The following is a 21,355-nucleotide window of genomic DNA, read 5'->3' as shown; positions in this document are numbered from 1 at the left end:
GGTTGAGCGCGGGGAGTCGACGCCTGTCGAATGTCTTGCCAGCAGTGCGCCGCCTGTAGACATCTTTGCCCACCAGAGGGCCTGGGAGGAAAATTGCCCGAGCAACGCGGAAAGCAATTGTCGGATCTAAAGAACGTCGGAACGATAAGTGTCGCCAGATCGCTCCGCCGATCGGCATTTTCCCGAACGAACCGGCGGAGCGATTCGGCGACTATCCGCCAATAATTGTTCCGAAGGTCCTAAAGCGTGGGGTTGGCTTCCTGCTTGCCATGCGAAAAACGGCAAGTCGGAAGCCTATGCCATTGCCCGCTCCTCACCCAAGGCGGTACGTCAGTGCGTGATCATGATCAGCGATGCAGTTCCAGCCTGGGACGGGATCCAAGTCTAAACCGCCAGCATACCGGGCTATGAAAAGTTTTTAGAGCAGACCACCCGTTAGCGTAACCAAAATTGTATTTCAGTGGCAAACTCTTAGCGATTCTATTCAGTATAGGCTACGATGCTCGTTCCAACTTCTATCGAAGAGATCAGTACTACACAAAACGGAATTCCAATTCGAATTGCGCAAGGCTTGCAGATGTCCTCTGAGTCGGAAACACAAGAAGAGATCCCTTCCGTCGATGCGTCCTGGGACTATGAGACTGCTTTTTCTCGCAATTTGGGGCTTGTGTCTCCAGAGGAGCAACAACGACTCCGAGGGACGCGAGTTGCCATACCTGGTATGGGAGGTGTGGGCGGAATCCACTTGATGACTTTGGCCCGTTTAGGGGTTGGGAAATTTCGAATTGCGGATGCCGACGAATTCGAAATGAAGAATTTCAACCGTCAGTTTGGCGCTACACTCAACACCATTGGTTGTTCCAAGACTCAAGTGTTGGCGGACTCAGCGCGGGGAGTCAATCCCGAGCTCGAGCTCGACACCATGAACGAGTTTGTCTCCGCTGACAATGTCGATCGCTTTCTCGATGGGGTCGACTTGTTGGTCGATTCGGTCGACTTTTTTGCATTCAAAGCTCGTCGGATGTTGTTCAATGAGGCTCGTCGCCGTGGTATTTGGGCGATCACTGCTGGACCTATTGGATTCAGTACCGCTTGGCTGTTGTTTGACCCAAATGGAATGAGTTTTGATGACTACTTTGACTTGCACGATGCGATGAGCCCGGTTGAAATGTTCGCCGCGTTCGCCATGGGCCTAGCTCCACGCGCTACGCACGTACCCTATTTCGATTTCTCCTATGTGGATGCCAGTGGCCGTGGGCCTTCGGTGGCTGCAGCCTGTCATTTAGCCAGTGGAGTTGTCGGCACAGAAGCGGTCAAAATTCTGCTTGGCCGCGGGCGCCTTCGCGCCGCTCCTGCCTACGCACAATTTGATGCCTATCGAGGACTACTGCGCCAAGGCCGGTTGGTCATGGGGAATCGCAATCCTCTGCAACGCCTGAAACGCCACGTGCTGAAGAAGCGAATGCTCAAGCTGGGGTATGGCCAGTCGGCTAGTAGTACCTAGCGTTTTCTACTCCACCACATTCCAAAGCGTTTCGATCGCACCTCGCTACGTCCGCAATGTTGACATCGTAACCCGCCGCGTGAGCAAGGAAGAGTGGTTTTCGCAACAGAGTATTTCGGGCACTGCCTCTGCGTTAGAACTAGAAGTGCTCTCTATATGACAGTTGTCTAAGCAAGCTCCGAGCACCTCGTTGCTAGGTTTTTACCGGCTGTTGCATTGCCCCTGAGGCTCTTGCCTCGTTCCAAACGCTGGCAGTCGGAGGTGCCCAGACAATGGATTTCCAGGCCGAGCTCAGTGATTGCAACTCGCCGCGCGACGGCTTGTTGAAACCGTAGCCCGCCGCGTGACGGGCTGTAGATTTAATAGCAATTTGAATTTTAACGCGCAGGTCGCGTCCCAAACTGCCTTGTAGCGGCAACTATCTTTCCTTGCTCACGCAGCGGGTTACTATTTCGACAGCCCGGTGAGCAAGGAAGAGCGGTTTTCGCTACTGAGTATTTAGAGCACTGCCTCTGCGTTAGAACTAGAGGTGCTCCCTATACGACAGTTGTCTAAGCAAGCTCCGAGCACCTCGTTGCTAGGTTTTTACCGGCTGTTGCATTGCCCCTGAGGCTCTTGCCTTGTTCCAAAACGCAGGCAGTTTGAGGTGCCCAGACAATGGATTTCCAGGCCGAGCTCGGTGATGGCAATTCGCCGCGCGACGGCTTGTTGAAATCGTAACCCGCCGCGTGAGCAAGGAAGAGTGGTCGCTGCTACAGGAGGATTCAGGGTGCTGCCTTCGTGGTCGATCTGAAAACGCTCTTAAATCAACAAGCCGTAAAGCAAGGCCAACGTGCCCCGTTCCCAGGTGCTGCAAGATGAAAATGCACCGCGAGGAAGATCAAGCAAGGGATGACCGATGAGCTCGACGGGGATCTCCTTCTATTTATCCTCTACCACGTGAGTATCGGAGGGATAGGGTGCTTGTTCTGGATAGCGGTTCGCGCTATGCCACGCGGTGGCGGGTGGGTAGCGACGCTGGCTGGAGCTGATTGAGCAACCTGGAGAAATAGGCGCGGTCGAAGGGAAGCATCGCAGAATTCAACGAGAGCAAAGGATTTAGAGGGCCTTCAAAGAAAATTCGTCGCCATGGATTGCGGTAGTTCCCCGGCGAATTTGGCGAGCCTGAGACGCAGACGGCCAGCTGCCCCTCGACCATCTCGTAGGCAACCGGCTGGCTCAGTCGTTGGAAACCCATGCTACGCTCGTAGAATTTCGAATGACGCGGGTGTACGGCGGCTATCATGCGGTCCGTACCACTCCGCTGTGCAACTTCGATAGCTGCTCGAGTCAGTGCAGCGTATACGGGGGAAGGGAAGCGGTGTGTACTCCCCGTCGCAGCCAAACATCCCACTTCTAGCAAACGCAACTTGCGGGTGCGTAACGCGCGCACCTCTGTGCCAAATATGTTCTCCAGCGGCAACTGCCGTTTGCTGTCAATAGTCAAAGAAACAGTGCCGACGACCTGCCGTCTCTGCTCGGCCACGATAACTTGGCTTTCCGGCTGCAATTGCTGTGGGCTGATGCGCATGCCGCTAGGGTTGGGGCGGCATAATCCGGCCGCACAATACTGTTGGTGCAGAAGCCGAAATGCGTTGCAAAAATCCTCACGGCTGTGTGCCAGCCGGCAAGTGATCTTGGCGCCAGCAGTTTCAGAATGGGCGTTGCATATCCGCATGAGCGATTTCGTAGATTCAGATAGTGCGTTTCATGAGGCTAGCAAAAGGTGGCAGGGAGCAGAATTCATGATGGTTTGCATAGCCGTAATTAGCGGCCAGTAGCTACTCTATTTCGTGAGTTGGGCCGCTTGCCTTTCAGCCTAACTAGTAATTTTGTACTAAGTTGAGCGACTCAGTAGTATGGGCCGCTCGATGGTGGGGGCAAAACGCCAGTCGTGCTGCCTTTTAATAGAACCTTTGTGGGGTGCGCTAGCTTTCCTGCTCGCCATAGCTCCCGTTGGCGCGATCCCGCCTGGCCAGAGCCAAGAAGGCAACAACCGCGAAAGATGCGAAATGGTCTGTCCCCAATGTCACTTTACTGCCCCAATGTCACTTTACGTGCCATTTTTACGAGCTTCAACTTTCGCGTATTTAGCGTCTTTCGCGGTTGTAAAGCTCTCTGTCGTCTGTGATTGTTGTGCTTGGCGTGGAGTCCACTTGGGACCAGGACTTTCATTAAGTTGTCACGTATTCGACGGCATTCCTACAAAGCAACGGTCCTCGCTGGCGCCATCAGGTTGGTCAAGAGTCTAAGAAGAGGGACTTGCGGAAGATCTGCAAGACTCGCAATGCTCTGTCCCCAATATTGCGCCCCCCCCGACTCGCAATGCTCTGTCCCCAATATTGCGCCCCCCCCAATGTAGCTGTTCGTGCATTGTTTACGCGCTGCGGCTTTCGCGGTTGTCAATCTCCCTCTCGTCAGATCTCTGCAAAGACAGAGTTGCCATCGATGGTGTGGCCACCGGGACGCTTTATCCCGTTGCTATAGTCCTCACGGGGCCGGTTAAGGGATGACTCTAGACCTTTATCGCTGCTTGAAAGTGGTTGTTAGGCGCAATGTCTTAGCACAATCCCCCCTGTTTGCCGGTGTTCCACAATCCGGGGATTCATATATAAAGTGATCAACTTATCGCTTTAAAAACTTCTCCTCACCGCTGCTTTGGTATCCTTTTAGCTGCTCTCCGTTGAGAACGTGAGCCATGTTATTCGTTGTTTAACCAATATTGATTTTCCCGTATTGGGACCGAAAGGCCGGTGTGCTCGTCGTCTTTTGGTGCTTCCTGAGTATTTGCCAGCATTGATGTGCTAGCAACGCGGAGGAGTCAATGGCATGGAATGGGGAATGGCAAGGGAAGCGTGCGCACGATTCGGTCACCGAAGAAAGTTATTAAGACTTGAGTTCCTTTCCAGCAGCCTCCCGAGATTTCTCGAAGGTGGATAGCTCAGTTTCACTGCCCAGGAAACGATTGCTATGACTACGACGCAAGCGACAAATCAGGTACTTGTCTTTCACCGGAATGGCTTGTTCCGCGACTGCTTGGTGAATTACATCAAGACGGCGAGAGATGATGAAGCGATAGCCATCGATCACGCTCAAATCGCTCAGATCGGTGAAGAGCTCTTCAATTCAGCGGATGTCGTTCTGCTTGATCTAAATTTACCTGGGGTTCTTCCTACCGAAATTATTGGGCGTGTTCAAACCAGTTCCTCGCCTGCCAAGATCATCGTGTTGGTCCCCGATGACCATGGCTCCTTAGCCGAGTGTTTGGCCTGCGGCGTGCACGGCTGCGTGTTGGAACGCGCTTCCTTGGATGAGCTCAACTTGGCCATCGATCGAGTCCTTGAGGGGAGTGGCTTCTGTTCTGGCGATTTCGCTGCCACGATGTTTGCTGAGTTTTCACGGATTGCCCAATCACCAGCTTGGCAAGTCCCCACTGCCATCTCAGCTTGTCGCCTTACTGGCCGCGAGCAAGAGGTGATCGGCTTGCTCGCCAAAGCGAAGAGCAACAAGCAGATTGCCAAGGAGCTCAGTGTGTCGCTCTACACCGTCAAAAATCATGTGCACAACATCCTCGAGAAACTAAGCGTTGAAACACGCATGGAAGCGGTGGAGTTGGCGCGGCAGGAGAATTGGGTCAGCCGCTTCTAAGGCAATCGGCAATGGGGGGATTAACGCCAGCCACTTTCCTTGTAGTGCTAGCATTCAGACGTGACAGTCCGCCGACAGATCACGCTCGACGATGCGAAAAGAGGCTGTCACGCCCCGATGGTATGGAGTGCTGCGACTTGTCGTAGCTTTCTTGCCCGTCAGCCGGTTGTTTTTGCGATCCAATTACTTGCAAGAGCAGAGCGAAGATGGATGCTTTTCGGCCTTCGCACACATTCAGTCGGTGGGCAAGCCACTCAGCATCCCGGCGTTACTCCACAGCGATGACAAGTCATCGCACTCCATATCGGATACGGCGTGGCTAAACGCGTGGATCCGACCTTTGCTCAGGCGGCGGGTTGTGATTTCAGCACTCGCATGAACGAGGTCAGCATCTTTAGTCGTACTGACGCAGCGATTTGTGTTTGAGTGAAACGGCAGATTGGGGCACCGCTGAGCTAGTCTTGATGCCGCCCAGTTGAAGTAGAGGAACTAGTCCTTTGGATTCACGAAGACTTGCCACAATTGAACCCTTTTCGGCCCCAAAGAATCATGGATCCGTGTCGCCTCAATTGGCATAATCAGCTCCGTTCACTTGTGCTTCTCTTCACTCCTCCCGCAAGCAAGAATCGCAAACTACCTCTTATGAATAGAATTCGCGTCTTACTCTCCATCGAGCAACAGCTTTGCCAGCAAGTCCTGCGATACGATATTGAACAGCATAGTGACACCGAAGTGATTGGTGAATCGTGCAATTTCTTCGAATGCCTGGCACTCATTGACCAGCATCAACCCCAATTGTGGATTCACTCTTGGAGCGACGGACCTGAATTATCCGCTGTGCTATCCCATGCACTTGAAATGGCACCCAATTTACGGATCGTCCATTTTAATCCTGCCGAATCGGCGGGGATTCTTCAAGTCCGTGTGAATTCTCTCTCAGATATGCTCGGCCTCGCAAGCTGTGATCCTGAGCCTGTTGCTCCCTGAGGCACGCTTGATTCAAATCGGCTGCCTGAGCTGCGGTGATGTGTTTTTTCATGCCTTCCGAGAGAGCTAGACTATTTTCTGGCTTGACTTGTATGGCGTGATTCGCGAGATCTCAGCCAGCCCCCTATCAACAAGAACACTCTTCAACTCGACAGCCTTATCTCCTCTCTTCTCAATACTTCGAGGCTTTAGTATGGAATTTCGGTCTGCATTGCCCACCAGCAACACACGCCAACAACCTCGGATTCCCAGCCGGTTGGATCCCATCAGCACACGGAAACGCGACGAATCGACACCTTTAGGCTTGGACTTGAAGGTCACCGAATGCCAGGCAGAACGTGAGCAGGCGTTTCGTTTGGTTCAAGAGCTCTATTGTCGAACCGGTTTGTCTGCTGGGGATCCCCAGGGGCTGCGAGTCATGAAGCATCATTTGCTGGATACTACTGCTGTGGTGGTTGCCAAGCAGCAGCAGCGCGTCAGCTTTACGGCTACTTTGGTCGGTGACGGAGAGTCCGGTTTGCCGATGGAGGCATTGTTCAAAGCGGAGATCGACGCTATGCGGTCGGGTGGCCTGCGACTAGCCGAAGTATCTTGCTTGGCGAGTCGCACGGAAACGGACGACAAGCGTCGCTGTTTTCAAACGCTCGTTCAGGTGATCGGCTTAGTAATCCAAACGGCCAGGCGACGAGGCATCGATCGTCTCGTATTAGCCGTGCACCCGAAGCATGCTAAAGTCTACGAGCGATTGTTTGGTTGCGAGCGGTATTCGGAGGTCAAGCAGTACGCGGCCGTGCGCGGCAATCCAGCCATCTTATGCGTGCACGATTTCGCCAAGCTTGATCAAACAGGCTATCCCTTATTCGGCCAAGTCTACAACCCCAAGTACGCTCCGTGGCAGCTCGATGGAGCGCACATGACCGACGCCGAAAAACGCTATTTCGCGCAGTACCTACCTGCGGAAGATCATCAGATGGTTCCGATGGCTGCTTAAGTGTAGCCGTTCAGGGTTGTCAGCGACTCAAACCTAGACTCAAACCCGAAGCAACGATTGAGGCTGCCTGATGGGAAGGAAGGTCGTGAATGAACGGATGAAATGCTTCGCAATCGTGAGCTTGCTTGGTATTACTCCTCTCCGTTGAGTTTGGCTGGGGCGAGTCTGGTGCAGCAGAGAGTGTTGTTGGCAGGAAGCTGGCCAGGGCAATTCATCTTTCTGTCCCCATCTTCCTGTCAAAACGTCCGCCTGGATGCTTCGTAAGCGTTCACGGTTGTCTGCGACTTAAACTAAACCTGAAGCAACGATTGAAGCTGCCTGAAGGATGAGGATGAGGATGATGGTGAACGGTTGCGTTTTCGCTTTAGCTCGTCAGAAGAATCAGTGGGTGTACCTCCGGTTGGTGGAGAGGGGGACTGCTGCGCCTAGACTTGGAGCCTGTTCTAGAATGCTGGCTAACTGGAAACTGAGCTGCTCTTGTTTCTCAATGGAGTCCCGTCAGCGGCTCTACTTTCGCATGGCTTTGATTTTTCTGCTGACGATATTTCTTGCTACCGCAACGCTGTTCGCTCAGGGAACCCGTTCGCCTCGGGAGCGTGACTTTCGATAGAATGATTTGTCTAAATACCATTGGCTAATGCCGGGATTTCCGCTGCGAAGCGATAGAGATTGTGTCTTACAAGACAAGAGAGCGACAAAGTTGACCGGGGAAGTGATTCCGAACCGAAGTTCGGAACGGTCCTTCGGCAGCATCCTGCGCTTAGTGTTGGTCTCTTATTCCGACCAATCCGACGGTATGTTGCTAGTGCATGTTGAGGAGAACTGAAGAGGCTGCCAAGAAGCGACGATAGGAGCATAAAGCATCGCTTAGATGCTCATTCGACTTCTGCGTTAAGGATTTCCGCTCGAACACTGCGTTGTGTTGCTGTAATCTACCGCGGGCGGTGCACTACACTGGCAGCTCGGGAACGCCAAACTGAAGTGTCTTAAATTGGTAGTTCCCCACAGCCCACTAGGCATCAACAGTTTCCAACACACCGAACAGCCAAGGCGAAATTGCATGGATAAAACGGCCCTCGACACGCTTCTCGAAGCAGCGAGTCTAGCACCGTCGGGAGATAATACTCAACCCTGGCGTTTCACGGTGAATCGAGCAGATTGGACGATAGCCATTGAAGTCGATCCCGAGCGTGATCCCTCCCCAATGAATGTCGGGCAACGCATGGCGGACATCGCAGTAGGTGCCGCGGTGGAGAACATGATTCAAACCGCAGAAGGAAACGGATGGGAATATCAGCTCTCTCAACCCTCTAAAGGAAGCTCGACGCACTTTCGGCTTTCGCCAACATCCAATTCAGGACAAGTAAATCCCCTTCTATTGTTGCGGGCCACCAACCGCCGCGTGTACCGAGGGGGAGAGATTACTGCTGAATTACGGCAAAAACTAGAATCCAGCACGACCGAATTGGATGGTGTTCGCGCTCACTGGATCTTGGACAATGAGAGACTACTAAAACTATCGGGGGTGGTTTCGAGGGCGGATGCTGTGATCCTAGGCACCAAAGCGATACGCAACGCGTTCTTGAAAAGCATTCGGTTTGATAAGGCGAATACCGACGTGGTTGACGAGGGTCTATCACTTGGCTCATTGGAAGCTGGGTGGGGGGAACGCAAAATGTTGCGAGCCATGCGAGCCATGCCTGATTCGCTGTTCTATTGCCTGGGGGGACGGCTTGCATTAGGGCGAGTCTCACGCCAGCTCATGCTGAGTGCTTCCGGAGTTTGTGTGGTAAGCGTTCCCGAGCTCTCATCGATCGCTAGCTGGCGCAGCGGCAGGGTTTGGCAACGAGCTTGGCTGGCATTGACGGAACACGGGATGGTTGCCCAACCGATGATGTCATTGCTAATTCTTCAGAATCTAGTTGCATTCGGAACACTGAAGACACTCAGTGCTCGCGATCAAAGACTCGCTTCAGAGCTTCTGCAGAATTTTCGTCGGCTGTTAACCTCCGAACTGAATTCGGCTCTTCCGTGTACTCTCATGCGAATTGGATACGCAGACCAGCCAACGGGACGTGTTGGAAGAATGCCCATTGCGAAGATGACCGCCGATACTATGTCGGTCGAATGAATTCTTTTCAATGTATTGTCGTTTAATCACGCATGGGGCGAGTACCTCAGACGCCCTCGCTGCCGAGTAGAGCTTCGACATTTGGAATAAAAAAAGGTGAGCGAGAAAACTCGCCCACCTTAAGTGGCATTACTTAGCGGTACGTAGTTCGTGACTATGCACGATTCTTACGACGCTTCCGAACGAGTGAAGTAGCACCAACCAAGCCTAACCAAAGAGTGGCAGAGGCAGGTTCAGGTACTGATTGGAAGTTTAGCGAACCGTCTTCTTGACCGTACGCATCGCCGAATGAACCGGCTTCGTCGAACGCGAATCCGCCTGCATCAGCGCCAGGCCAGTTGCTTGGTTTAGGAGCACTAACTCCCAGTCCACCATCCGAGTCAAGAGTGCTCGAAGCGTCTGCGATGAGCAGTTCTTCGGGGGCACCGGTCAGCAAGGACAGGTCGCCGCCGAACTCGTCGAATAGAACTCCGGATTTACCCCAAACAAGCTGGAAAGTTACGCTATCGTTGCCGTCTAGCTCGGAAAGGTTGACCGTTCCCTCGTTCCCGCCCATAACTCCGAAGCGAGCAATGTGGACGCCATCCTCAAAGCCTGCACCACCGGTGGTTGGGTTCACATCCGATACAGCCCCTGTGTTTAAGGGATTTCCGGAAAATCCACCTAAGTCATCTAAGTAAATATCGAGGTACCCATCGTAGATTGCTCCGTCGATAGCCGCAGCCCCGAACGCCTCATGGACAAAAGTGACTACGTCTCCCGTTACATCGGTGATCTGATTGGTCACGCTGAAAGAAGCTGTCATTTCAAACGTTTTGGTAAGTGGGATCACTGAGCTGGATAGAATCGCGCCCTTACTGGATATGTTCGCTGCAGGCTGTCCACCTACCAAGCCGTTGACCTGAATCAGTCCATCGACCGCGATGCGTGACCCTGCAACAGGCGCACCGTCCAAGTGTTGATGGAATAGACCGGTGAAACCGATTTGATCGATTCCACTGATCGTGCCGAAGGTGTCTACAGTACCAAAAGCTCCGTCAAGGTCCACAGTCCAATTGTTAACCAAGATGGTCGCGTTGGCGTTCGAAACTGGAACAACACTAAGTGCAGCGAGAATCGCAGCACAAATTATTTTCTTAAACATTTACATTCCTTCAAGGTATCAAAAACTCAAAATTCTTCGCTAACTACAAAAATAAGGATTGTTTAGCAGAAGAACGCGGAGGTTTGATTAAACCGTCTAGATCCGGCTTGGGAGGAATGCGGGCATTCGACAGTAACAGCCGCCCCGGCTGCATTTCATTTCCGCACGATTGGTCGAGCGCAAGGTTCAATCCGCTCATTGCGACTGCATTAACTAGTGAAACAGCTGAGTCTGCACTCGACGAACAAGGTACTTTCTCATCCCAAACCGGGCCATGGTCAACCGGTTCCGTCGTAATTGCGACGCCCTGGTCTGATGCTGGGGAAGTGAAACTCATCATGATCCCTGCATGCGCAGAGCGTCCCATGAGCAGGACAGTGATGAGCAGAATTAGTAGTAGACGGTACATACCTCTTATGGTACTGCTTTGCAGGTCGACATTCAAGCATATGGCGAGTTAAAGTCGTCGACTTTTGTGAGATTAAGGGATAACACGGGCGCAAATTGCCGGGATTGTTAATTCTCCTCCACGGTTGAGTTGCTGCATGCTCGGGTGAAGCCGCATCTGTTGGGGCAATCTGAGGGGGGCGGTGCCCTGCACCTGTGGCCAGGACTGCTAGCATTTTCGTTTAGGGCCGCGTCTGCTGTTGAGCCAAGGTAACACCGTGCATTCGGTCGCTTTTTGTCTCAGCGAGGCGGGGCGAGATTTTAGTTCTCCAACCGCGACATGGATTCCAAGCAATGTGCATAACGCACTTCTTGAAAGAGCAGACTTGCGCGACAGGGCATGGTTGAGTTCAGTCTGAGGGGGGAGGGCTGGATGGTTCCAATTGAAAGCATTTAAAGGGAGAGCATGCCGAATTTTTTAGCGAGAGTAGGCATCGTACAGTTGCATTTCAAATGCCAGTTCTAGCAGAGCTGTCGAGGTTTCGTGCCTTTCCGTTGCTTGCTAAGCCAGCACTGTTTTTTGACTTACCTTTCCATCTCTGTGAGACCATCATTACCTTTATTTTTTCACAGTCGGGGAGCCCCCTAGACTTCAGCGAATTCAATCGTTTTCGCAATGAAACATCGGGATTCTCCAACTTTTCGCTCACCTAGTGCTGATGCACTTAGCCTAAACTGTCATGCGATTCTCCAGTCCGTGGTGTCGCCACCGCCCTGGCTTCGTTCCATAGGGCGGCCAATAATGTTGCAAAAGGATATGGTAGCTTGATCGAGAAATTCAACTCTTTATGGGAAACCTTGAAAACAGATCCCAAACCTCTGCGCAGAATACTGTGCAAGATTCTTGTCAAGTTGCCCTTTGATGCGGGAAAGCTATTGAGAATCAAGGTGAAGACCAACGGTTATCGCATTCACCTAAGAAAGAGCTCGCTCTCGTTGGCATTGTTCTACGATCCGGATTCTCGCAAGACCGACTGTGAGTTTATTGCGAGCTATCTAAACGATGGGGATGTGTACGTCGATGTTGGGGCCAATGTCGGAACGACCTTGATACCTGCGGCGCTAGCCAGCCCTAAAGGAGGCCATTTCGGATTTGAGCCGCATCCGAGGATTTACCGATATCTGGTAGAAAATGTGTTGTTGAACGGGCTCAGTGAACGAGTGCACTTATTCAATTGCGCTTTGGGCGCTACCGAAGGCGAGATTCGTTTTTCCAGTTCTTCCAATGATGACACCAACCATGTTTTGGTGGATGAACCTGGAATCGCGGTACGCGTCGCTCTACTGGATGATATTCTCGCTGAAGCCGAGCGAGTCCATTTACTCAAAGTTGATGTCGAAGGATACGAGAAATTTGTATTTCAGGGCGGTCGAGAAACACTGGCGAAGACTGATTGCGTCTACTTCGAAATATCCGAGCAGAATTTCAACTTGTTTGGTTACAGCGTCCGAGAATTGCTAACGGATTTCGAACACCAAGGGTTTGCTCTCTACGTCAGGAGTGGACCGTCCGAAATATCGAGAATTCGAAGTGACTACTGTTTGCGAACCCACCATACAAACGTGCTTGCGATTAGGAGTCAAGAAGATTTTCTGGCCCGCACTAATTGGACGGTTTCGAGCCCTTTGACTAAACAGGAAGGGTAAGCGTTTACGGCTGTAGACTTCCGATCAGCGTGCCACGACCCTCCTCGCAGGTAACGAAGTGTTCGGTGTTGGATCATATTCAAGGAATATGGCAGGACAGGCAGTGTCGTTGGCTGGCAGGTGGTATCACCGCATGCTCCGACGCGTTAGACGCACGGCGGATTGGGGCGGCCGTGAGTAGCATTTCTATCGTCGCACCAACCCGCAGTAATGCAGATTTCCCACCGCGAAATAAACGAAAGATGCGAAAGGAAGGCCTGGAGAAGCTGTTCTAGCGGCAGTTCTCTCGGGTTGGAACTTTTCGCGTATTTCGCATCTTTCGCGGTCATCTTATTCTTCTTGGTGGCTGAAAATGCCATCTGTGGCGTTGCAAACCTGGCTGGAACCACGCTCACCCCATCGTGCCGGAGCTAGGCGACCAACAATTGCGCGATGCGTACGGCGGCTTTGGCATCCCACAGATTGGGACACTGACTCGGCTTGTACTGGCCAGCTATAACGCGCTCTAACTGGGTACGGAGTTGAGGAGCAGAATTTCCGATCAGCGTGCTACTACCCGCCTCTCAGGTAACGGAGTGCTCGGTGTTGGATCGTATTCAAGGAATATGGCAGGCCAGGCAGTGTCGTTGGCTGGCAGGTGGTATCACCGCAGGCTCCGCCGCGTTAGACGCACGGCGGATTGGGGCGGCCGTGAGTAGCTTTTCTATCGTCGCACCGGCCCGCAGTAAAGCAGATTTTCAACCGCGAAATAGACGAGAGATGCGAAAGGAAGGCCTGGAGAGCTGTTCTAGCGGCAGTTCTCTCGGGTTTGAACTTTTCGCGTATTTCGCATCTTTCGCGGTCATCTTATTCTTCTTGGTGGCTGAAAATGCCATCTGTGGCGTTGCAAACCTGGCTGGAACCACGCTCACCCCATCGTGCCGGAGCTAGGCGACCAACAATTGCGCGATGCGTACGGCGGCTTTGGCATCCCACAGATTGGGACACTGACTCGGCTTGTACTGGCCAGCTATAACGCGCTCTAACTGGGTACGGAGTTGAGGAGCAGAATTTCCGATCAGCGTGCTACTACCCGTCTCTCAGGTAACGGAGTGTTCGGTGTTGGATCGTATTCAAGGAATATGGCAGGCCAGGCAGTGTCGTTGGCTGGCAGGTGGTATCACCGCAGGCTCCGCCGCGTTAGACGCACGGCGGATTGGGGCGGCCGTGAGTAGCTTTTCTATCGTCGCACCGGCCCGCAGTAAAGCAGATTTTCAACCGCGAAATAGACGAAAGACGCGAAAGGAAGGCCCTGAGGTGCGGTGCCGGTAGTCGTTATGTCGGATTTCAATTTTTCGCTTATTTAGCGTCTTTCGCGGTCGATTTATCTGCCTGTTGTTGAAAATGCTATCTGTGGCGTTGCACTCCTCGTTGGAAGCAAGCTCGAGACTCGCCCCATCGTGACGGAGCTAGGTGACCAACAATTGCGCGATGCGTACGGCGGCTTTGCCATCCCAGAGTTCGGGGCACTGACTCGGCTTGTACTGGCCAGCTATAACGCGCTCCAGCTGGGCACGGAGTTGAGGAGCAGAACTTCCGATCAGCGTGCCACTCCCCTCCTCGCAGGTAATGGGGCGTTCGGTATTGGCACGCATCGTCAAGCAGGGAATACCCAGCGCTGTCGATTCCTCCTGCAATCCTCCCGAATCGGTGACTATCACCTTGGCCTGGGAGGTTAAGCACAGAAAGTCGACATAGCCCTGAGGTTCTAGGAGCTGCAGTCGGGGAGCAGTCGAAAGCAGTTCGGTCAATTGGAAGGCCTCTACGCGGGCCCGCGTCCGTGGATGGATTGGGAATACCAGCGGAACGCGCGCCGAAATTTCTACCAGTACCTGCAACAGACCGGCGAGTGTCTCGCGATCGTCGACGTTGGAGGGGCGGTGGAGCGTGACTACTCCGTATTCCCCTGCATCTAGGCTCAGACGCTCGAGCGTATCGCGACTGCGAGCACGCTCAACTTGGCTCATCAAGGTGTCGATCATTACGTTGCCTACTAGGTGCACACGCGACATGTCGTGTCCCTCGCGTCTCAGGTTCTCAACCCCCGCAGGCTCGGAACAGAGTAGCATGTCCGAGATGGAATCGGTCAGCAGGCGGTTGATTTCTTCGGGCATACTGCGGTCGAAGCTGCGCAGCCCCGCCTCCACATGGGCCACGGGGACATGAACTTTGGTAGCGGCAATGGCGGCTGCCATGGTGGAATTCACATCCCCTACCACCACAAGGCGGTCGAAGGGGGAGGAGGTTGCGGCTGCCTCCACCAATGTTTTCTCGATGGCCTTCATCACGTCCGCAGTTTGTTCGGCGTGCGAGCCCGAGCCGACCTTGAGGGCGATATCGGGCTGGCGAATCCCCAATTCCTCGAAAAACACGTCGGACAAATTCTTGTCGTAGTGCTGGCCGGTATGAATTAACGTCGTTGCAACCCCAGCCGTCTTGTCGAGCTCTCGTAGAATGGGGGCGATTTTCATGAAGTTGGGGCGGGCACCAGCCACGATGGCTATTCGCTGCATGTCATTCTTTCCAGTGAAACTACCAAAGTAGGAGCGGAATGTAAGGTAAAGCTCGCGGAACAACTATCGTCCAAAGCGACAGCTCTGAACAGAGATCTTGCGAATATTAAGAGTTTGCTTCGCCGGGCAGTACTCAGATTGTGCGATGGCGACACAAGGTTTGAACGCCAGTTATTAAGCCAGGGGGCTGAAGCGAAGTTCTGAAGCAGCCTGCTACAAATTTCCGAGCAGGAGCAGTTGTAGTTCGCAAGAGTTTATGGGGGAATTGTGCCCGTTGTGCAGTGTTGCTGTACTGCCCGCCAGCTCTAGCGGATTGCTACGGGAGGGGACGCTGCTGATTTGCGGGAATCGGCAAAATGGGTTGGTCTGGTAAAAAGGGGTGTGTATTGCGCTTTCTTATAGTGCGCAATTGTAGTAACATTCTCCCAAATGCTGCATTGCTGAATTGCCTTGCAATTCGTCATCTTTTCTAGGCTCTGCGGTGTAATTTGTGCGTGAATCTAATCTAGAGGTCGGTATGTCAGCTCGCAGTTTGAGAATTCAACAATTGGAAAGCCGGCGTTTGCTGCATGGTGCCTCGGTTACGGATTTCAGCGTCGTCACAATGCACGATACGATTCCACGGTTTGCAGCGAATGCTGAATTTGTGGCAGTCCGCAGCGGAGATTGGTCCGACCCGCTCACTTGGAATCAGCGACGCGTCCCTGGCGTTGGGGCTACCGTCCAAATTCCGCAGGGCCAAGACGTCGACTATGACGTCAATTCTCACACCAAACTGGACGCAATTGAAGTCAGTGGACGCTTGGACTTCGATCCCACCGTCGATACAGCGTTGTGGATCAACGAGATCATGGTCATGCCGCACGGCACTATGACGATAGGGACTGCTGACGACTCTGTGGCGCCGTCTCAAAAGGCGGAGATCGTCTTCACCGATTCAACGCCCAAGACCGGAACCAAGAATGCGCCTGGCGAGGATATTTGGAACTTTGGCAACGGCTTAATTGTCTTGGGGACGCTTGAGTTGCATGGGGCAGCAAAGACCGCCTTTGCACGGGCTACGAGCGATCTAGTGGCGGGCGAGACTGCTCTTTCACTCGACGCGATCCCATCCGACTGGAATGTGGGCGATCAGCTCGTCTTGCCGGAGACGAGCCAAACCGTAATACGCAAGACCGAAGTGATTCTGAATGAGTCTGAAGTGGTTGGGTTGGCAGCGATTTCTGGAACGGATGTGACTCTGGATCGTGGATTTACCTTTGATCACCGGGGTATTACAGAAAACAGCTTCGGAATTGAACGCTTCGCGCATGTTGGGAATTTGACGCGGAACATTGTGCTTCGAAGTGAAAACCCAGAGGGCTACCGTGGGCATTTTATGGCGACAGCCGATGCTCAGGTGACGCTAAAAAATGTTGCGTTTGAGTCGATGGGACGCACCAGTGCGGATCGGCCGGTTACCAATCCCCTCTTCAATCCGGATGGAAGCTTGTTCTCCCTGGGGGACAACCAAATTGCACGTTATCCCATTCACTTGCACCACTTAAACAATCCCTTCATGATTGATGGGGTCGTCGTCAACGATGCCTTGAAATGGGGAATTGCCGTTCATGGATCGGACAATGGTACAGTGCAGAACAGCATTGTGTTCGATAGCGACGGCAGCGCCATCGTCACCGAAGATGGTAGTGAAATCGGCAATAAGTTTCTGAACAACCTGGTGATCAAGGTCGATGGCGGTCATCAGCGCTTGGATGGCCGAGCAGGCGCTGCGCAAACCGTTGATGCCTTGGGCAACCTGTTTATCGAAATAGGTGCGGATGGAAGTGGATTTTGGCTGCGTGCGACAGCGGGGACTTTCGTCGGCAATACTGTCTACGATGCTGCCGGATATGGCTACAATTTCAACGGATACTACCGCGTGCCAGCCGGACCGAACGGCGCGGCTGAATTGCACAAGCAGATTGAACTATTTGAGGGCAATGAAGCCGTTTCAAGCCTGGGCGGTTTCTGGTTGACTTGGTCTCAGGGCCAGCACGATATTCTGGGGTACCAGCGGCAAATCTTCGATAATTTCCTGGCTTGGCACGTTCAGTTGGAAGGAGTCAAAGCCTATCACGACGCCAATGCGACCTTGCGAAATTTTCAACTGATTAATGACCCATCCGTGTCGAATGAAAACGAAGGTAGTGGCAGTATTTTCACCGCGAGAACCAACGTGGGGATGTGGTTCGGCAGTGAATCGTACGAAAACTTCAATTTGAGGATTGAAGATGCACGGATCGAAAATTTTAATATTGGGATCTTGGCGCCCGTCCATGCGGGACAGGAGGGGGCTCTGCTCGATGGTGCGTTTCTACGTAACTATCTCAACATTGCCTTCGATGCCTCCGCCGATCCTAACACCTTCAGCTATCGCAACGTGGAGTTCGCGCCCAGCTTAGTTACTCGGATTGCTCAATCGATGCCACAGGATGTTACCAACCTTTGGCATGAAGATCACGGAGTTTTGCTTGCAGGGACGCAGTCTGCAGAGTTACCCCCACGCATCCCGGCTAGCCTCCCGGTGAAGGTGGATCGAAGAGAAAGCGGCGAATTGCGTCTGACAAGTGGTGACACTGGCGACACCATCAAGGTTGTGCAAACTGCAGAATTTTACGAGGTTTCAATCAATGGTTTGGTAGTCCTGTTTCGCGTTCAAGATCTTTCCAGAATCCTCTTTTGGGGGAATGGAGGTGACGACACCTTTGTCAACGAAACGCATCTACCTTTGCTGGCCTTTGGTGGTTCAGGAAACGACAGGTTGGTCGGCGGGACTTCTGCCGACACTCTTATCGGCGAGGATGGGGATGACACGTTGCTGGGCATGGCCGGCGATGATTTGCTCTACGGTGGTATCGGAAATGATCTGCTCGAAGGGGGAGTCGGTCGTGATAAACTTCAAGGGGAGGAGGGGCTCGATCGACTGTTTGGTGGCCTAGGCGACGACTGGGTGCTGGATGGAGGAGCTGGTGACGACGAGATCCATGGTGATGAGGGGGACGACGTGCTGGTAGGGGGCGATGGCCAAGACCGTTTGTATGGCGGAAGTGGTGAGGATAGCCTCTCAGGAGGAAACGGAGACGATTGGCTGTTTGCTGGGCTGGGCGACGATGTGCTCAACGGTGGCAGTGGCAACAACCTCCTGCAGGGCGACGAGGGGCGGGACAAGCTCTGGGGGGGCATTGGTGACGACGAACTCGTCTACGACTTGTCCGATTACGTGATCTCAGGAGGGGCAGGCACCAACCGTCTGCGACTTACTTGAAGTTCCTGTGACTGCGCACTGACCGTACATTGGGCGGCTGATTGCCTCCGGCATTCAGCCGTGGGTGGACTCTGAGCCACTTGTCTACGCAACACAGCGGAAGGCCTTCTTGGGACTTCCAATTCCTTACCGGCCGCACAACGGCAAGTTGAAATAGTAGCCCGCTGCGTGACGGTCTGTTGAAATATTAACCCGCTGCGTGACTGGCTGTTGAAATAGTAACCCGCCGCGTGAGCAAGAGAAGATAAGCTCCGCTACAAGGCAATTAAGGATGCTACCTCCGCATTGAAATTCAAATTGCGATTAAATCAACAGCCCCGTGAGCAAGGAAAGGTGGTTGCTCCTACAGGGCAATTAGGAACGCTACCTTCGCGTTAAAACTCAAAACCCTACTCCATCCATAAGCTGCTGGACATGGCAGGAGGTATTCCAGCATTACTGCAAAAGTGCGATTCGGGGGGACGCATTTTGCGGTAGAACTCAACTGGTGACGCTCCAATCGAGCAACCCCGCTCGCCCCTCATGTTCCAACTGCCGAAAGATATGGCACCATCTCTTGGATGTGAATCCCTCCGGCACCCTCGCCTTGAGTGCGACGTTGATAATGGACGCACACGTGATTTCGAATCTCTCGTGAAAGTGAGGGAGGTGCGATCGAACACTGATGCTGAGAGGTATCTCCATGGCTAGGCTGGGCCCATAACCAAGACGCAAGTCTCGGTTCCCGATGAAGCACCTAGCTGTGGCTGTCTCGGTGCGTGGCGGGATGCACCCGAGTCGGCTTCTCCCATTGCGGAGCCTGTCGATTCAGTAGGCCCCGCAACAGCCCGACGGCTATTGCCGCCTGGCTCATGGCGAAATAGAACACTACCCCACCCAGCAGCGAATTTCTTAATCGAGGAAACCAGCAAGTCGCCAGCATGGCGGCCAATCCCAGGATTTGCAGCGCGAGCAACAGTTGATAGTGTAAACCTCGAAGAATCAAGCAGACGTTGGAAACGGCAAGTATGAGCAGCAGGAGGGGACTGGTCCAACGCAGCAGTTTGTGGGAGATAAATTGCAACCATAGAATCGGCTGAGTCCAACGTGGCACTTGGCGGCGTTTAAGCAGTTGCACGGCGCCGGCGGCAATGCGTGTACGGCGCGCGAATTCTTGGCGAGCGGTGGGAGTGCCACTTTCGGTCGCTTTCGCGGCACTCTCATAGACCACGCGTCGCCCGGCTCGCATGACTCGGATGGAGACTAAGAAATCATCCAGGATGGTATCCGTTGGCAAGGGGGTGAACAATTCTTGCCTCACCAAATACATGCCACCGTCGACTCCCATGACGCTCCCCATCCGCGATTCGGCGCCTTGGATCCGTCGCTCTAATCGGTAGTAGAGTTCCTCACCAGGGCTAAATTCTAGGTCGCTTCCGAGCAATCGTACTTCGCCGGTGACTGCGCCAACTTTTCCGTTCCCCATAGGGTCGATCAATCTTCGCACCGCATTGGGATCGAAAATGACGTTGGCGTCCGAGAATAGGAGGTAGGAATGCTGGGCGGCAGTGGCAAGGCGATTCATGGCGGCCGCTTTTCCTCCTCTCTGGCCGCTTTCCAATAACCGCACACGGGAGGAGGTCAGCGGTTGCACGATCGATCGGGTCTGATCATCGCTACCGTCGTCGGCAATGACCAACTCGATCAATTCTGGCGGGTAATCGATTTGGTGAAAATTGCGGATTTTGGCCTCGATCACTGAGGCCTCGTTGTGTGCGGGCACAAGCAGACTAATGCCTGGTAAGTGTTGCAGGCTCCTCTCTCCGCGCCCTGCACCGACTAGGACCGCCAGCATCGGGTAAACGGCATAGGAATGCAGGAGGAGTAGAAGTACCGTCCAAAAGACCCATTCGATGATCATCGTTGAGGCTTCCAGACTCCGATGGTTTTTCCGGACAGCAGCAGTCCGATTCCCACGGCTGCGGCTACGTTGACCAGCAGGAAATAGTAGGCGATGTAGACGAGACGCATTCCCCGGCAAAAGGGCAGCAGGTAGAGGGCGGCGAGTGCGTAACCCGCCAACTGGAGACCGAGCAGAATCGTGTAGAGCATGCCCTGGTGCGTCGCTCGTTCGTGCCAGCACAACAGAATGGCGCTAACGAGCATGAGGATCATGAATACTGGCCCCAGCCAGCGCAGGACTTTATGTCCCCAGAGTTGGAAGGCGAACCAACCGACGCGGAACGGGTTGAGTGTCTGAGGAACTTTGGTCACGGCCCGGAGGCTGCGATTGACGATCCGGTATTTTCGCCGGAATTCTCCCTGGAAGCTGGGGGCCGCCTCTTCGAAGCAAACCGCTTCCGGGTCGAAGATTCCGCGGAGGCCTTGAGTGATGACTTTCAGGGGGAGGACAAAGTCGTTAATGTCTTCGGGGGCTAGTGGTTGGAACAGCTCTTTTCGGAGTGCATAGATGGCTCCATCGGCACCGACGACCGAACTGAGTCGACTTTCCCATTCCTTGATTTTCAACTCGATATTCCAATAGACGTTCTCCGAGTCGGCGGAGGCACCTTGGTTGGCATCGCTGTAAAGTTGTTTTCCGACGGTGTATCCAATGCTTGGGTTGTCAAAATGCCGTACCAGCTTGCTCAGAGCATCGGGGCGGAACATTGAATTTGCATCGGTGAAGACCAGAATGTCTCCCTGGGCTGTAGGACAAAATTCGGACAGTCCAGCAGATTTTCCTAAACGTTGCTCTTGCCGGCACAGCCGTACGTTTGGGCTTTGGTATTGGGAGACGATTTCATCGGTTGCGTCATCCGACGCGTCGGAAATAACCAGTATTTCAAGAAGTTGGGGAGGGTAATCAAGAGCCAGCGCGTTTTCGATTTTTTCACGAATCACCTCGGCTTCGTTGAACACGCTGACAACCAAGCTGACGCTGGCGACGTACTTGCCCGACTGTCGGCGTCGTGCCAT

The 21,355-nt window shown here is 53.4% G+C and carries 14 protein-coding genes; 9 read left to right on the top strand and 5 right to left on the bottom strand.

Annotated features, from left to right (window positions below):
* The first annotated feature begins 148 nt into the window (after window positions 1-148).
* Together Q31a_RS23695 and Q31a_RS23690 are read left to right on the top strand one after the other, a co-directional pair.
* A complete protein-coding gene (locus Q31a_RS23695) occupies window positions 149-388 on the top strand; it encodes a hypothetical protein (protein ID WP_145083325.1) in 240 nt (79 codons plus the stop codon).
* Between the two features lie 111 nt (window positions 389-499).
* The gene (locus tag Q31a_RS23690; RefSeq protein WP_231690913.1) at window positions 500-1,504 is read left to right on the top strand and encodes a ThiF family adenylyltransferase; all 1,005 of its coding nucleotides are present in this window, start codon (window positions 500-502) and stop codon (window positions 1,502-1,504) included.
* A gap of 985 nt (window positions 1,505-2,489) precedes the next feature.
* Here Q31a_RS23690 and Q31a_RS23685 read toward each other — a convergent pair.
* The gene (locus Q31a_RS23685; RefSeq protein WP_145083322.1) at window positions 2,490-3,221 is read right to left on the bottom strand and encodes an N-acyl amino acid synthase FeeM domain-containing protein; all 732 of its coding nucleotides are present in this window, start codon (window positions 3,219-3,221) and stop codon (window positions 2,490-2,492) included.
* A gap of 1,292 nt (window positions 3,222-4,513) precedes the next feature.
* Between Q31a_RS23685 and Q31a_RS23680 the strand changes: the two genes are divergently transcribed.
* The 5 genes from Q31a_RS23680 (at window position 4,514) to Q31a_RS23665 (ending at window position 9,300) form a co-directional block, all read left to right on the top strand.
* A complete protein-coding gene (locus Q31a_RS23680; protein WP_145083319.1) occupies window positions 4,514-5,191 on the top strand; it encodes a response regulator transcription factor in 678 nt (225 codons plus the stop codon).
* Between the two features lie 642 nt (window positions 5,192-5,833).
* On the top strand, window positions 5,834-6,178 hold the full coding sequence (locus Q31a_RS23675; RefSeq protein WP_145083316.1) for a response regulator: 345 nt from the start codon (window positions 5,834-5,836) through the stop codon (window positions 6,176-6,178).
* Between the two features lie 193 nt (window positions 6,179-6,371).
* Window positions 6,372-7,169, top strand: coding sequence for an N-acyl amino acid synthase FeeM domain-containing protein (locus Q31a_RS23670; protein ID WP_145083313.1), 798 nt, complete (start codon window positions 6,372-6,374; stop codon window positions 7,167-7,169).
* 102 nt (window positions 7,170-7,271) lie between these two features.
* The gene (locus Q31a_RS30505) at window positions 7,272-7,433 is read left to right on the top strand and encodes a hypothetical protein (RefSeq protein ID WP_197355574.1); all 162 of its coding nucleotides are present in this window, start codon (window positions 7,272-7,274) and stop codon (window positions 7,431-7,433) included.
* 796 nt (window positions 7,434-8,229) lie between these two features.
* Window positions 8,230-9,300 carry a nitroreductase family protein gene (locus Q31a_RS23665; RefSeq protein ID WP_145083310.1) on the top strand — a complete coding sequence of 357 codons (1,071 nt, stop codon included), beginning with the start codon at window positions 8,230-8,232 and terminating at the stop codon, window positions 9,298-9,300.
* Between the two features lie 154 nt (window positions 9,301-9,454).
* On the opposite strand, the gene Q31a_RS23660 is transcribed toward Q31a_RS23665, so the two are convergent.
* Window positions 9,455-10,444: a hypothetical protein gene (locus tag Q31a_RS23660; protein ID WP_145083307.1), complete on the bottom strand. Its 990-nt coding sequence runs from the start codon at window positions 10,442-10,444 to the stop codon at window positions 9,455-9,457.
* 1,212 nt (window positions 10,445-11,656) lie between these two features.
* Between Q31a_RS23660 and Q31a_RS23655 the strand changes: the two genes are divergently transcribed.
* Window positions 11,657-12,538, top strand: coding sequence for an FkbM family methyltransferase (locus Q31a_RS23655; protein WP_197355572.1), 882 nt, complete (start codon window positions 11,657-11,659; stop codon window positions 12,536-12,538).
* A 1,448-nt stretch (window positions 12,539-13,986) separates the two neighbouring features.
* Here the strand turns inward: Q31a_RS23655 and wecB are convergent.
* On the bottom strand, window positions 13,987-15,090 hold the full coding sequence (gene wecB / locus Q31a_RS23650) for a non-hydrolyzing UDP-N-acetylglucosamine 2-epimerase (protein ID WP_145083300.1): 1,104 nt from the start codon (window positions 15,088-15,090) through the stop codon (window positions 13,987-13,989).
* A gap of 517 nt (window positions 15,091-15,607) precedes the next feature.
* Here wecB and Q31a_RS23645 point away from each other — a divergent pair.
* A complete protein-coding gene (locus Q31a_RS23645) occupies window positions 15,608-18,397 on the top strand; it encodes a G8 domain-containing protein (protein WP_145083297.1) in 2,790 nt (929 codons plus the stop codon).
* Between the two features lie 736 nt (window positions 18,398-19,133).
* On the opposite strand, the gene Q31a_RS23640 is transcribed toward Q31a_RS23645, so the two are convergent.
* A complete protein-coding gene (locus Q31a_RS23640) occupies window positions 19,134-20,297 on the bottom strand; it encodes a glycosyltransferase family 2 protein (RefSeq protein ID WP_145083294.1) in 1,164 nt (387 codons plus the stop codon).
* Window positions 20,294-21,355 (bottom strand): glycosyltransferase family 2 protein, encoded by a 1,062-nt coding sequence (locus Q31a_RS23635; protein ID WP_145083291.1) that lies wholly within the window; start codon window positions 21,353-21,355, stop codon window positions 20,294-20,296. The genes Q31a_RS23640 and Q31a_RS23635 overlap by 4 nt, the downstream gene beginning before the upstream one ends.

The sequence above is a fragment of the Aureliella helgolandensis genome (assembly GCF_007752135.1).
Taxonomy (GTDB): domain Bacteria; phylum Planctomycetota; class Planctomycetia; order Pirellulales; family Pirellulaceae; genus Aureliella; species Aureliella helgolandensis.
This window is presented reverse-complemented; position numbering and strand designations above follow the sequence as displayed.

Excerpts from the sequence above, each read along its gene's own strand:
- Q31a_RS23640 (WP_145083294.1), bottom strand. The coding sequence starts at position 20,297 with ATGATCATCGAATGGGTCTTTTGGACGGTACTTCTACTCCTCCTGCAT.
- Q31a_RS23675 (WP_145083316.1), top strand. The coding sequence starts at position 5,834 with ATGAATAGAATTCGCGTCTTACTCTCCATCGAGCAACAGCTTTGCCAG.
- wecB (WP_145083300.1), bottom strand. The coding sequence starts at position 15,090 with ATGCAGCGAATAGCCATCGTGGCTGGTGCCCGCCCCAACTTCATGAAA.
- Q31a_RS30505 (WP_197355574.1), top strand. The coding sequence starts at position 7,272 with ATGCTTCGCAATCGTGAGCTTGCTTGGTATTACTCCTCTCCGTTGAGT.
- Q31a_RS23645 (WP_145083297.1), top strand. The coding sequence starts at position 15,608 with ATGTCAGCTCGCAGTTTGAGAATTCAACAATTGGAAAGCCGGCGTTTG.
- Q31a_RS23670 (WP_145083313.1), top strand. The coding sequence starts at position 6,372 with ATGGAATTTCGGTCTGCATTGCCCACCAGCAACACACGCCAACAACCT.
- Q31a_RS23665 (WP_145083310.1), top strand. The coding sequence starts at position 8,230 with ATGGATAAAACGGCCCTCGACACGCTTCTCGAAGCAGCGAGTCTAGCA.
- Q31a_RS23635 (WP_145083291.1), bottom strand. The coding sequence starts at position 21,355 with ATGGCACGACGCCGACAGTCGGGCAAGTACGTCGCCAGCGTCAGCTTG.
- Q31a_RS23660 (WP_145083307.1), bottom strand. The coding sequence starts at position 10,444 with ATGTTTAAGAAAATAATTTGTGCTGCGATTCTCGCTGCACTTAGTGTT.
- Q31a_RS23685 (WP_145083322.1), bottom strand. The coding sequence starts at position 3,221 with ATGCGGATATGCAACGCCCATTCTGAAACTGCTGGCGCCAAGATCACT.
- Q31a_RS23690 (WP_231690913.1), top strand. The coding sequence starts at position 500 with ATGCTCGTTCCAACTTCTATCGAAGAGATCAGTACTACACAAAACGGA.
- Q31a_RS23680 (WP_145083319.1), top strand. The coding sequence starts at position 4,514 with ATGACTACGACGCAAGCGACAAATCAGGTACTTGTCTTTCACCGGAAT.